Annotated in this window: 7 protein-coding genes; 6 read left to right on the top strand and 1 reads right to left on the bottom strand. The window is 68.4% G+C overall.

What is annotated here, in order from left to right; translation table 11 throughout:
- The first annotated feature begins 15 nt into the window (after nt 1-15).
- The 6 genes from ACQI46_RS06285 (at nt 16) to ACQI46_RS06260 (ending at nt 9,654) form a co-directional block, all read left to right on the top strand.
- Entirely contained in the window at nt 16-1,407 is a 1,392-nt protein-coding gene (locus ACQI46_RS06285) for a WS/DGAT/MGAT family O-acyltransferase (protein WP_427093106.1), read from the top strand.
- A gap of 63 nt (nt 1,408-1,470) precedes the next feature.
- Nucleotides 1,471-3,009, top strand: a complete 1,539-nt coding sequence (locus ACQI46_RS06280) for an alpha/beta hydrolase (protein WP_427093105.1) — start codon at nt 1,471-1,473, stop codon at nt 3,007-3,009.
- Between the two features lie 77 nt (nt 3,010-3,086).
- Nucleotides 3,087-4,580 (top strand): alpha/beta hydrolase, encoded by a 1,494-nt coding sequence (locus ACQI46_RS06275; protein WP_427093104.1) that lies wholly within the window; start codon nt 3,087-3,089, stop codon nt 4,578-4,580.
- Nucleotides 4,581-4,626: 46 nt separating this feature from the next.
- Nucleotides 4,627-5,967, top strand: a complete 1,341-nt coding sequence (gene glnA / locus ACQI46_RS06270) for a type I glutamate--ammonia ligase (RefSeq protein ID WP_427093103.1) — start codon at nt 4,627-4,629, stop codon at nt 5,965-5,967.
- A gap of 31 nt (nt 5,968-5,998) precedes the next feature.
- The gene (locus ACQI46_RS06265) at nt 5,999-8,974 is read left to right on the top strand and encodes a bifunctional [glutamine synthetase] adenylyltransferase/[glutamine synthetase]-adenylyl-L-tyrosine phosphorylase (RefSeq protein ID WP_427093102.1); all 2,976 of its coding nucleotides are present in this window, start codon (nt 5,999-6,001) and stop codon (nt 8,972-8,974) included.
- Between the two features lie 50 nt (nt 8,975-9,024).
- Nucleotides 9,025-9,654: a PaaI family thioesterase gene (locus ACQI46_RS06260; RefSeq protein ID WP_427093101.1), complete on the top strand. Its 630-nt coding sequence runs from the start codon at nt 9,025-9,027 to the stop codon at nt 9,652-9,654.
- A 27-nt stretch (nt 9,655-9,681) separates the two neighbouring features.
- On the opposite strand, the gene ACQI46_RS06255 is transcribed toward ACQI46_RS06260, so the two are convergent.
- Nucleotides 9,682-13,167 carry an Ig-like domain-containing protein gene (locus ACQI46_RS06255; protein ID WP_427093100.1) on the bottom strand — a complete coding sequence of 1,162 codons (3,486 nt, stop codon included), beginning with the start codon at nt 13,165-13,167 and terminating at the stop codon, nt 9,682-9,684.
- Between the last annotated feature and the right edge of the window lie 292 nt (nt 13,168-13,459).

Here is a 13,459-nt window from a genome sequence, read left to right as displayed (position 1 = left end):
GCCTACGATCGCGACATGCAACGGCTCAGCGGGCTCGACGCCAGTTTCCTCTATCTGGAAACCGCGGCCCAGCCGCTGCACGTGTGCTCGGTTCTGGAACTGGACACCACCACGATGCCGGGCGGCTACACGTTCGACCGGCTGCGCGACAACCTGGTCCAGCGCGTCAAGGCGATGCCGGAGTTCCGGGAGAAGCTGGTGGACAACCGCTTCAATCTCGACCACCCGGTGTGGGTGGAGGACAAGGACTTCGACGTCGACCGGCACCTGCACCGCATCGGGCTACCGTCGCCCGGCGGACGCGTCGAGCTCGCCGACATCTGCGGCCACCTCGCGTCGCTGCCGCTGGACCGCACGCGTCCGCTGTGGGACATGTGGGTCATCGAGAACCTCGCCGACCGGGAGGGCGGGCAGGGTCAGCGGATCGCGGTGATGACGAAGGTCCACCACGCCAGCGTCGACGGAGTCACCGGAGCCAACCTGCTTTCCCAGCTGTGCGCGACCGAGGCCGACGCGCCACCACCCGATCCGGTCGATGGCCCGGGGGATGCGAGCGGTCTGGAGATCGCGCTCAGCGGTGCGGTGCGGTTCGCCACCCGACCGCTGCGGCTGGCCAACGTGGTGCCCGCCACCGTGTCCACCGTCGTCGACACGGTCAAACGTGCCCGAAACGGGTTGACCATGGCACCGCCGTTCAGCGCCCCCAAGACGGCCTTCAACGCCAACGTGACCGGGCACCGCAACGTCGCGTTCGCCCAACTGGACCTCGACGATGTCAAGACCGTCAAGAACCACTTCGGGGTCAAAGTCAACGACGTCGTGATGGCGCTGGTGTCCGGGGTGCTGCGCAGGTACCTGCTCGAGCGCGGTGAACTGCCCGACAACTCTCTGGTCGCCATGGTGCCGGTGTCCGTGCACGACCGCTCCGACCGCCCCGGCCGCAACCAGGTCTCGGGGATGTTCGCCCGCCTCGAGACCGGTATCGAAGACCCGGCCGAACGCCTGTGCGCCATCGCTGAAGCCAATTCGGTTGCCAAACAACATAGTTCGGCCATCGAGGCTACCCTGCTGCAGGACTGGACGCAATTCGCCGCCCCAGCCGTGTTCGGCGCGGCGATGCGGGTGTACGCCAGCAGCAGGCTCGGCGGTGCCCGCCCGGTGCACAACCTCGTCGTGTCCAACGTCCCCGGCCCCCAGATGCCGCTGTACATGCTGGGCTGTGAAGTGAAAGCGATGTACCCGTTGGGCCCGATCTTCCACGGCAGCGGCCTGAACATGACGGTGATGTCCCTGAACGGCAACCTCGACGTCGGCATCGTCTCCTGCCCGGAACTGCTGCCCGACCTGTGGAACCTGGCCGACAACTTCGCCCCGGCGATGGCCGAACTGGTCGCCGCGACACGCTAGGCCCGCCGCGGCCCATACACGCCTCGCCAGCATCGATGCCGCGCCATGGCAGCATGTGGTGCCATGAGCTTCAAGACCGGGGCCGCCCGCAGCGGCCTGGCCCTCGCCGCCGCGGCGACCCTCGTCGCCGGCTGCAGCAACATGGTGGAGGGCACGGCAGTCATCTCGGTGCCGCCGCCCGGGTCGCCCATCCAGTGGGAGTCCTGTGAGGATGCCGCTGGACCCTCCGATCAGGGCACCATCCCGCCGGGAGCCGAATGCGGCATGCTCTCGGTGCCCGTCAACTGGGACAACCCTGATTCGCCGACAGGTGACGTCGCCCAACTCGCGATGATCCGGTTCAAAGCCACCGGAGACAAGATCGGATCGATGCTCATCAACCCGGGCGGGCCCGGCGAATCCGGCGTCGACGCCGCGGTCGGCATGATCGCGACGCTGCCCCGGGAACTTCGCGAGCGCTTCGACCTCGTCGGGTTCGACCCGCGCGGCGTAGCGAGATCCACCCCCGCGGTGTGGTGCAACAGTGACGAGGACAACGACCGGCTGCGCGCCGACAACGTCGTCGAATACACCCCCGAGGGCGTCGCGCACATGGAGGAGCAGACCCGCGAGTTCGTCGACCGCTGTGTCGACAAGATGGGCAAGGAGTTCCTGGCCAACGTCGGAACCGCCAGCGTGGTCAAAGATCTCGACGCGATGCGCGTCGCCCTGGGTGACGAGAAGCTCACCTACGTCGGCTACTCCTACGGCACCCGCATCGGTGCCGGCTACGCCGAGGCCTACCCCCAGAACGTGCGGGCGATGATCCTCGACGGCGCCATCGACCCGAACGCGGACCCGATGGAAGCCGATGTCCGTCAGGCGGCCGCGTTCCAGCAGGCCTTCGACGACTACGCCGCCGACTGCGCCAAAGACGCCGACTGCCCGCTGGGCACGGACCCGGCCAAGGCGGTCGACGAATACCACTCCCTGGTATGGCCGTTGGTCGACGAGCCGGCCGAGACCGCCGACCCGCGGGGTCTGAGCTACAACGACGCGGTCGTCGGGACCATCCTGCCGCTGTACTCACCGACGCTGTGGCGGCACCTGACCGGGGCGCTGACCGAGATCAAGAACGGCCGCGGCGACACCATGCTCGCGCTGTCGGACCTGTACATGGGTCGTGACCGGGAAGGCCGCTACGCCAACAAGACCGACGCCCGGGTCGCGATCAACTGCGTGGACAAGCCCGCGATCACCGACCGTGAGAAGCTCGTCGAGTTGGACCGGCGCACCCGCGAAGCCGCACCGTTCATGGCCTACGGCGAGTTCACCGGCTACGCCCCGATGGGCACGTGTGCGATGTGGCCGGTTCCGCGGACCACCGAACAACGCGAGATCAAAGTCAACGGGCTGCCACCGGTTCTGGTGATCTCCACGACCAACGATCCCGCCACACCGTACGAGGCCGGCGTGGACCTGAGCCGTCAGCTCGGCGGCACCATGCTGACCTACGAAGGCACCCAGCACACGGTGTCGCTGCAGGGCGACAAGTGCGTCGACGACATCGCCACGCGCTACCTCGTCGACCTGACTCTGCCGCCACCGGGCACTCGATGCTGAGCGGCACCTGAGACCTCGGTAACGGCCGGGTCACCGTTGCATCCTGAGCAAGACCCACACCGTCGCGGCATGCAACGATGACAGCCATGCTTCGGGCGGGACGGATCTTGGCGGCGGTTGCCGTGTTCGCGGCGATGTTCTCCCCGACAGCTTCAGCGGCGCCCCAGACGGTGGAATGGGGATCGTGCGTCGGCGTCGTCAAAGACCCCTCCCGCATTCCGACCGCGCAGTGCGGGACCGTCGACGTTCCCGTCGACTACGCCAAACCCGAAGGCGCACAAGCTCAATTGGCGGTCATCAAGGTGCCCGCCCGCGGCGATCGGATCGGCGCCCTGATCGTGAACCCCGGCGGACCCGGCGCGTCGGGCGTCGACACCGTGGCAAGCATGGGGGCCGCGCTGGCCGGCGCCGAGCTGCTGGACCGCTTCGACCTGGTGGGCATCGACCCGCGCGGTGTCGGTCATTCGACGCCGCAACTCCGCTGCCGCACCGACGCCGAGTTCGACGCGTACCGCGCCCAGCCGATGGCCGACTACAGCCCGGCCGGGGTGGCGCACATCGAGGGCATCCTCGAAGACTTCGCGGCGTCCTGCCTGAACCGGATGGGCCCGGAGTTCCTGGCCAACGTCGGAACCGCCGCTGCCGCACGGGATATGGACGTGGTGCGCGAAGCGCTCGGGGACCAGCAGATCAACTACCTCGGGTTCTCCTACGGCACACAACTGGGAGCCGCCTACGCCGCGCGTTTCCCGGATCGTATCCGGGCCATGGTGCTCGACGGTGCCGTGGACCCGGCCATGGATCCGCTGGCCAAGAGCCTGCGGCAGCAGGCAGGCTTTCAGCGGGCGTTCGAGCGCTATGCCGCCGACTGCGCGGAATCGCCGGGTTGTCCGCTCGGTACCGACCCCGCCCGGTTCGTCGAGCGTTACCACGCCCTGGTCGACCCGCTGGTCGAGCAGCCCGCCACCACGGCCGACCCCCGCGGCCTGAGCTACCAGGACGCGCTCACCGGCACGGCCAGCGCGCTGTACTCACCGCGGTACTGGACCTACCTGACCAGCGGCCTGCTCGGACTGCAGCGGGGCACCGACCCGATCGACCTGTTGTTGTTGGCCGATGATTACCAGCAGCGCGACCGTACCGGGCATTACAAGAACCGGCAGGACGCGTTCACCGCGATCCGCTGTGTGGACGCGGAGTTCCCGAAAGACCCTGCGGTGTGGGCCGACTTCGACCGCCGCAACCGGGCCGCGGCACCGTTCCTGTCCTACGGCGAGTTCACCGGCCAGGCGCCGCGCGACGTGTGCGCACTCTGGCCGGTGCCGCCCACACCCATCGTGGGTGCGGCGACGTCGCCCGGCCCCGGCAAGGTCGTGGTGGTCTCGACCACCGGCGACCCCGCCACGCCGTACGAATCCGGGGTCGATCTGGCCCGGCAGATGGGTGCGAACCTGATCAGCTTCGACGGTGTGCAGCACACGGTCGTCTTCAACGGCGACGCCTGCGTCGACACCGCGGTGGTGGAGTTCCTGATCGACTCGGTGCGCCCGCCGGCCGGATTGCGCTGCTAGCAGCGGCTTAACACAGAATTAACACCCGGAACCTACGCTTCGGTGCATGGATCGGCAGAAGGAATTCGTGCTGCGCACACTGGAGGAGCGCGATATTCGCTTCGTCCGGTTGTGGTTCACCGACGTGCTGGGCTACCTCAAGTCCGTGGCGATCGCGCCGGCGGAGCTCGAAGGTGCCTTCGAGGAAGGCATCGGCTTCGACGGCTCGGCCATCGAGGGCTTCGCCCGCGTGTCCGAAGCCGACATGGTCGCCCGACCCGATCCGTCCACCTTCCAGGTGCTGCCGTGGGCCGACGGGTCCGGTAAACACCACTCGGCGCGCATGTTCTGCGACATCACGATGCCCGACGGATCGCCCTCCTGGGCCGACTCCCGGCACGTGTTGCGTCGCCAACTGGCCAAGGCCAGCGATCTGGGCTTCTCCTGCTACGTCCACCCGGAGATCGAGTTCTTCCTTCTCAAGCCCGGCCCCAACGACGGCACACCGCCCGAGCCGGCCGACAACGGGGGTTATTTCGACCAGGCGGTGCACGACGCCGCACCGAACTTCCGCCGCCACGCCATCGACGCGCTCGAACAGATGGGCATCTCCGTCGAGTTCAGCCACCACGAGGGCGCGCCCGGTCAGCAGGAGATCGACCTGCGGTACGCCGACGCGCTGTCGATGGCCGACAACGTCATGACCTTCCGCTACGTGGTCAAGGAAGTCGCGCTCGGCGACGGGGTGCGCGCCTCGTTCATGCCCAAACCGTTCGCCGAACATCCCGGCTCGGCCATGCACACCCACATGAGCCTGTTCGAGGGCGAGAACAACGCGTTCCACAGCCCGGACGACCCGCTGCAGCTGTCGGCGATCGGAAAGTCTTTCATCGCAGGCATTCTCGAACACGCCAACGAGATCAGCGCCGTCACCAACCAGTGGGTGAACTCCTACAAGCGCCTGGTGCACGGCGGCGAAGCGCCGACGGCGGCGTCCTGGGGTGCGGCCAATCGCTCCGCCCTGGTGCGGGTGCCCATGTACACGCCGCACAAGGTGTCCTCGCGACGCGTCGAGGTGCGCAGCCCCGATTCGGCATGCAACCCCTACCTGACGTTCGCGGTGCTGCTGGCGGCCGGCCTGCGCGGCATCGAGAAGAACTACGTCCTGGCCCCGGAGGCCGAGGACAACGTGTGGACGTTGACGCCCGAGGAACGCCGCGCCATGGGCTACAAGGAACTTCCCGGCAGCCTCGGCGTCGCGCTGGCCGAGATGGAGAACTCGGAGCTGGTGGCCGAGGCGCTCGGCGAGCACGTGTTCGACTTCTTCCTGCGCAACAAGCGGGCCGAGTGGGAGAACTACCGCAGCCACGTCACGCCGTTCGAGCTGAAGAACTACCTGTCGCTCTAGGCCGTGTTGCTGCTGCCGTAGATTCGAAAAGATGGCCAAACCCGCGACGCAACGCCCGAAGCTCCCCGGCGTCGGTCGGTTGGGGTTGGTCCAGCCCAACGCCCAGACCAACCTCGACGAGCTGGGATGGAACACCGACGCCCACGTCGAATTGCTGTGGTCGTTGTCGCGCGCGCCGGACGCTGATTCGGCGCTGCTGGCGATTCTGCGCCTGCGCGAAGCGCTGGAGGGGGACTGGGCCGAACTCGACACCGAGCTGCTGCGGGACCGCAGCCTGCGCGGTCGCCTGTTCGCGGTGCTGGGCTCGTCCCTCGCACTCGGCGACCACCTGGTCGCGCATCCGGACTCCTGGCACCTGTTGGCCGGCGACGTCGATCTGCCCGACCGCGACGAACTGATCGCGATGTTCCGCCAGGCGGTCGACGGCGCGGGTACCGGACCGTCGGTCGTGCCGGTGCTGCGGACGCTGTACCGCGACCGGATGCTGGTGCTGGCCGCGCTGGACGTGGCCTCCACGGTCGAGAACGAGCCTGTGCTCCCGTTCACCGTCGTCGGTGCGCACCTGTCCGATCTGGCCGACGCGGCGCTGACCGTCGCGCTGGAAGTGGCGACGAAGTCGGTGTGCGGCGACAAGCAGCCGCCGGCCCTGGCCGTCATCGCGATGGGCAAATGCGGTGCGCGGGAACTGAACTACGTCAGCGACGTCGACGTCATCTTCGTCGCCGACGACGACGCGCACAGCAGCCTGGCCACCGCCACCCGCATCGCCGGCGAGATGATGCGGTTGTCCGCTGATGCGTTCTTCGAAGTCGACGCGGCGCTGCGGCCCGAAGGCAAGCAAGGCCAACTGGTCCGCACCCTCGACTCCCACGTGGCGTACTACGAGCGGTGGGCCAAAACGTGGGAGTTCCAGGCGTTGATGAAGGCACGGCCCGCGGCCGGCGACGCCGAACTCGGCGACCGGTACATCGAGGCCCTTCGGCCGATGGTCTGGACCGCTTGCGAGCGTGAGGATTTCGTACCCGAAGTGCAGGCCATGCGGCGCCGGGTCGAGGAGTTGCTGCCCGCCGAGAAACGTTCCCGGGAACTCAAACTCGGTACGGGTGGACTGCGCGACGTCGAATTCGCCGTGCAGCTGCTGCAATTGGTGCACGGCCGAAACGACGAGTCCCTCCATGTGGCCTCGACGGTCGATGCCCTGGCTGCGCTCGGAGAAGGCGGCTACATCGGCCGCGACGACGCGGCGAACATGACCGCGTCGTATGAGTTCCTGCGGCTGCTCGAACATCGACTGCAGCTGCAGCGTCTCAAGCGCACCCACCTGCTGCCCGAAGCCGACGACGTGGAGGCCATGCGTTGGCTGGCCCGTGCGGCACACATGCGGCCTGACGGCCGCCACGATGCGCTGGGGGTGCTCCGCGAAGAGCTCAAACGGCAGAGCCACCGCGTGTCGCGCCTGCACGCCAAGCTGTTCTACCAACCGCTGCTGGAGTCCGTCGGGCCCGCCCAGCTGGGCCTCGCCGGCGGGATGAACGCGCAGGCCGCCGAACGTCAGCTGGCCGCACTGGGTTACGAAGGCCCGCAGAGCGCGCTGACCCATCTGCGTGCACTGACCGGTGGCAGCAGCCGTCGCGGCCGCGTACAGCAGGTCCTGCTCCCGACGCTGCTGGACTGGCTCTCGGACACACCCGACCCGGACGCCGGCCTGCTGAACTACCGGCGACTCAGCGACGAGATGTCCGAGCAGCGTTGGTTTCTCGGCACATTGAGAGATGAAGGCGCCGTCGCCAAACGGCTGATGCACGTGCTGGGCACCTCGGCCTACATCCCGGATCTGCTGATGCGGGCACCCGAGGTGATCCAGCTCTACGCCGACGGCCCCAACGGGCCAAAGCTCTGCGACGTCGACAGCGAGGCGGCGGCCCGTTCGCTGGTGGCCTCGGCCGCGCGCCATTCGGATCCGCTGCGCGCGATCGCCGCGGCGCGCTCGCTGCGCCGGCGCGAACTGGCGCGCATCGCCTCGGCCGACCTGCTGGGCATGCTCGAGGTCACCGACGTGTGCCGGCAACTCACGTCCGTGTGGGTCGCGGTGCTGCAAGCCGCCCTGGACGCCGTGACGCGGGCCAACACCCCCGACCAGGGCGCCCCGGCACGGCTGGCGGTGATCGGGATGGGACGTCTGGGTGGCGGCGAACTCGGCTACGGATCGGACGCCGATGTGCTGTTCGTGTGTGATCCGGCCGAGGGTGTCGAGGAGTCGGTGGCCGTCAAGTGGGCCACCACCGTGGCCGAACAGGTCCGCGCCCGGCTGGGCACTCCCAGCGCGGACCCGCCCCTGGAGGTCGACGCCGACCTTCGTCCCGAGGGCCGAAACGGCCCGCTGGTGAGAACTCTGGCGTCGTATCAGGCGTACTACTCGCAGTGGGCGCAACCCTGGGAGATCCAAGCGCTGCTGCGGGCGCACCGGGTGGCCGGCGATCTCGCGCTGGGGGAGCGCTTCCTGCTCATGGTGGACAAGACGCGGTACCCGGCCGGCGGGGTGTCCGCCGAAGCGGTGCGCGAGATCCGCCGGATCAAGGCCCGCGTCGACGCCGAGCGCCTGCCGCGCGGTGCCGATCCCAACACCCACACCAAGCTGGGCCGCGGCGGGCTGGCCGACATCGAATGGACCGTGCAGCTGCTGCAGCTGCGTTTCGCGCACCGCATCCCGGCGCTGCACAACACGTCGACGTTGGAATCGCTCAACGCGATCGGCGCTGCGGAGTTGATCGCCGAAGGTGACGTCGAGCTTCTGCGCGACGCGTGGCTGACCGCCACGAAGGCGCGCAACGCGCTGGTGTTGGTGCGCGGCAAGCCGACCGACCAATTGCCCGGGCCGGGACGGTTGCTCAACGCGGTCGCCGTGGCGGCGGGCTGGCGCGACGGCGACGGCGGAGAGTTCCTGGACAACTATCTACGGGTGACACGTCGGGCGAAGGCCGTGGTCCGCAAGGTTTTCGGAGGCTGAGCCGACCATGGGACACGGAGGCTGAGCCGACCATGAGGCACGGAGGATAGGTGAATTTCGCGTTCGAGGCGATCAGCGACGAGGAATACTCGCGCCAACGCACATCGTATGAACCGCTGACCGATGCGCTGCGCAAGCTGATCGACGTGGGCATCCACACCGACGTCGACGACGACACCGTCCAGCAGGCGCTGGCGCATCTGCAGTCCGCCACCGCGCTGCTGGAGGCGCGCCGGCGCGACGGCGGCTCGACACTGCGGCATGCCGACACCGGGCGGCCGGTGGCGTGGGCGAATCCTGCTGTGGGCCTTCGCAATGCGATCGCCCCGCCGATGATCATCGAATACGAGCCCGACGGCGCCTGCTGGAGCGAGTTCACGCTGGGTCCGGCCTATGAGGGGCCGCCGGGATGGGTGCACGGCGGAATCTGCGCACTGCTGCTCGACCACATTCTGGGCGAGGTGGCCAGTGAAGGCCTGTTGCAGCCGAAGTTCACCGGCACGATCAGTCTGCGGTATCTGCGGGGCACGCCACTCGGTCCGCTGCGGGCCGAGGCGTTCATCGAACGCTCCGAGGGCGTGAAGACGTTCGCGCGCGGCTATCTGCTCGACGCCGAGGGCCCCACGGTGGAGGCCGAAGGCGTCTTCATCAAACCGGCCTGGGCGCGCGACGCGGGCTGAGCCCCCGCACGCGCCCAGCCGGGATCCTCACAGTGCGCTGGGCAGTCCGACCACCGGCACCCGGATCGGGATGCCGAGCACGCCGCCGTGACCGTCGTTCGCGGTGATCGTGAACATGTCCTCCTTGTCGCTGCGCCTGGCATCCGGCGCACCGGCGGCCAGTCGTGCCGCATCAGACGGCGTGTAGGTGTAGCTGCCGCCCGACTGCACGATCACATAACCCTTGGCGGTCGCCGTGGTGCCGGAATAGCGCAGTGCGTCGCCGTCGGCGTCGGTCGCGACGGCGATACCCGTGACCACACCGGAGACCGGATCGGCCAGGAAGCTGAAGCTGCCGTCGGTCGGCGGTTGGTTCAGCGACGGCGCGATCTTCACCGTGACCGGCACGGTGAGGGTCCCGCCGTAGCCGTCGTTGACGGTCACCGTGAAGGTGTCGATCTTGTCGGCGTCGGTGGCGTCGTCGGCGGTCACGCGATGTCGCGCGATGTCGTTGGGCGTGTAGACGAACGAGCCGTTGGACGCCACCAGCGCGGCGCCTTTGGCGGTCACGATCGGAGCTGAGAAGGTCAGCGCGTCGTTCTCGGCGTCGGTGGCGGTCACTGTGCCGATCACCCTGCCGCTCACCGGATCTGGCTCGCCGGCCGTGAATGCCCCGTCCGTCGGCGACTGGTTGACGTGCACGGGCGCGATGGGAACCCGCACGGTCACCAGGCGCACGCCGCCGTGCCCGTCGTCGACACGCACGATGAAGCTGTCCCGTTTGACCCACGACGGTGCGAAACGCCCGCTGGCCGCTTCACGCGCGGCTTCGGTGGGTGTGTACGTGAAGGTGCCGTCCGCGGCGATGGCGACCGTGCCCTTGCGGGTGGTGGGCCGTGCCGTGAAGGTCAGCGTGTCCCCGTCGGTGTCCCCGGCGGAGATCTTCCCGATGACGACACCGCTGTTGATTCCCGTCGTCACGTCGCCGACCGTCGGCCGCGACGGAGCGACGTTGAGCGGCTTGATCCGCACCGTCACCGTCACCGTGGTGCGGCCACCATGGCCGTCGTCGACGGTGATGTCGAAGGTGTCCTGCGTGTCGGCGTCGGTCGCATCGGTGGCGGCCGCGGCATGTCGCGCAGCCGCGGTCGGTGTGTAGGTGAACGTGCCGCGCGCACCGAGCGTCACCTCCCCGCCCTCGGGCGGGGTCGTCACGGCGTAGGTCACGGGATCCCCGTCGGAATCCCGGGCGGTGACTCTGCCGTACACCGCAGCGCTGAACAGCGATGGGGCGACGCGGACGCTGGCGCGCGGTTTGGTGTTGCCGGGCTTGACCTTCACCGTCACAGTGAGGGCGGTGACGCCGCCGTGACCGTCGTCGACCGTGACCGTGAACGTGTCCTGCTTGTCGGCTGCGGTGGCGTCGGCTGCGGCGGCGGCGTGACGGGCGGCCGCGGACGGGGTGTAGGTGAACGTGCCGTCGGCGTCGAGTTCGACCGTGCCGCCCTTGGCGGTTTCGGACGCGGTGAACGTGATCGCGTCGCGGTCGGCGTCCCGCACAGTGATGGTGCCGGTGACGTTGGCGCTGAACAGCGACGAGCGGGCCCGGAACGTGGCCGAGGGAATTGCGTTGGCAGGCTTGATGGTCACGTTGATCGGGATGGTCACCACGCCGCGCTGCCCGTCGCTCACCGTCAGGGTGAAGGTGTCCTGCTTGGCTTCGGCAGCTGCCCCGACGGCGGCCGCGGCATGTCGCGCAGTCGCGGTGGGGGTGTAGACGAACGTGAAGGTACCCCCGGACTGGGTCACCTTCACGTTGCCCTTACCCGGCCTGCTCACCGTGTAGGACAACGGGTTTCCGTCGGCGTCGGTGACGACCACCGAACCGTTGACCACGCCGGTCGCTGTGGGCTCGTCGATCACGGGCGTCTGCGCCACCGGATCGGCATTCGGGCCCACGAGCGAAAGGATCTGCACGCGATTGCTCGTCGGGTCGGCCAGGTAGAGCTGCAGACCGTCCGGAGTTCTCGCCAGCGCGGGCGCGGCCGTGACGGCATGGGGATTGGCGACGATGGTGCCGAGTTCGGCTTTGGTCTCCAGGTCGTACACCGACAGCGTGCCGCCGTCGCTGTGGGCGACATACAGCTGGGCGCCGTCCGCGCTGAGCGCCACCGAGAACGGCCTACCGGACGTCACGGCGATGGTGTCGACCACCTCGCGTGCTGCGGTGTCGATCACCTGCACGCTGCCGCTGGGGTCGGCGACATACAACCGTGAACCGTCGGCGTTGAGCGTCAGTCCCACCGACCCGGTCGTCACGCCGGTGATCGTCGTCGCTGAAAGCGACAGCGGCGAGAAGTACGACAAGTCACCCGACTGGTGGCTGGTGGTGAAGATCCGGCTGCCGTTCGCGCTCACCACGATCGACGAAACACCCTCGGCGACACCGCGAACCGTGCCGACGAGCCGATTGGTCAGGGTGCTGATCTTCGAGACGGTGCCGTCAGCACTGTTGACCACGTACACCCGGTTGCCACTGACCACGATGCCGGTGGGGACGTCGCCGACCGGGACGGTTCTGATCACCTCGGAGGTGGTGGTGTCGACGACCGACACCGTGCCGGCCTGCGCGCTGCTCACGTACAGCCGCGTTCCGGCCTCGTTGACAGCCAGTCGGGTCGGTGCTGAGGACAACGAAATCGTCTGCAGCACACTGCCGCCGACGGTGTCGATGACCGTGATGGAGTTGCTGCCGCTGTTGGCGACATAAGCGCGGGTGTTGGTCGCCACCACATCGGTGGGGGCCAGACCCACAGCCACATCGCCGATGCGACGGATGTCGAGCGCCTGCTGCGCGGTGAGCAGGCTGGTGCGCTGTACCTGAGCACCGGAATCGGACAGCCGGGCATCGTCGAGACGGCCGACCTGTCGACGAGCGGCCGCCATCAGCACCCACAGGGCCGGCGAGTCCATCGGGGCGTCGGGACCCGTGGGCGACAGCAGCGTCGAGATTGTCGGGGACACCGTCACGGCAACCGACTCGGCGGCGTCGTCCACCGGTTCCGTCGCAGCCGGTTCCGAGGTGGCGGCCGTGTCGATGACGACCTCGACGGCGGGAGCGGTCACGGGCTCGGGGGCGCTGATCTCGGTCGGATCGGTATCGGTTGAGGCGTCCACCGGTTCCACCGGGGGGTCGATGTCATCGGGTTCGGCTTCGGTGGCGTCGGCCGGTGCGGTGTCGTTCGAGTCTTCGTCGAGGAGTGTGCGGTGGCGGTTGTTCGACCCCGCGGGCTCGTCGACGGGTTCGTCGGAGACGTCCGCGGTGCGCTGGGTGCGTTCGGAGGCGCTGCCGGCGCGACTGGGCCTGCGATCGCGGTCCCGAGTCGGTGTGGTGTCGTCGGCCCGCGCCGAGGTAGCCCCCGTGGAGGCACTGTCGTCGGCGACGGCGACGCCCGGCGCGGCGCCCAGGCCGAAGCCGACTCCGAGTGCGAAAGCCAAGGCGCCGACTCGTCCGATGTGTTTGGTGTAGGCCACGGTCCCCCCATAATTGCCATGCCGTCAATACGAGGCTGATTTAAGCAGGGCAGCAACTATTCAGAGGGCGGTTCAACAGAAAAGACGGACCGTGTCGGCAAAGTCGTCTGCCACGTTCGGCCGTCGTCGGCTGGGATCGCTGTTGCGCAGTGGACAGGCGAGATGCTTGGGGTGTTCGGATTCCTGTAGGCGGCGATCTGGGCTAACTCGCAGAAAGGAATGCCCACCGCTTTCTGGCAAATGATCGGGAGGTGCTTTCCGGGGTCACGATCACAGCAATCCGGCGCAGGCG

Source organism: Mycobacterium sp. SMC-4, from assembly GCF_050205565.1.
GTDB lineage: Bacteria > Actinomycetota > Actinomycetes > Mycobacteriales > Mycobacteriaceae > Mycobacterium.
This window is presented reverse-complemented; position numbering and strand designations above follow the sequence as displayed.

Coding starts and splice junctions, on each gene's coding strand:
- ACQI46_RS06265 (WP_427093102.1), top strand. CDS start 5,999: ATGGCCAAACCCGCGACGCAACGCCCGAAGCTCCCCGGCGTCGGTCGG.
- glnA (WP_427093103.1), top strand. CDS start 4,627: ATGGATCGGCAGAAGGAATTCGTGCTGCGCACACTGGAGGAGCGCGAT.
- ACQI46_RS06280 (WP_427093105.1), top strand. CDS start 1,471: ATGAGCTTCAAGACCGGGGCCGCCCGCAGCGGCCTGGCCCTCGCCGCC.
- ACQI46_RS06285 (WP_427093106.1), top strand. CDS start 16: ATGCAACGGCTCAGCGGGCTCGACGCCAGTTTCCTCTATCTGGAAACC.
- ACQI46_RS06275 (WP_427093104.1), top strand. CDS start 3,087: ATGACAGCCATGCTTCGGGCGGGACGGATCTTGGCGGCGGTTGCCGTG.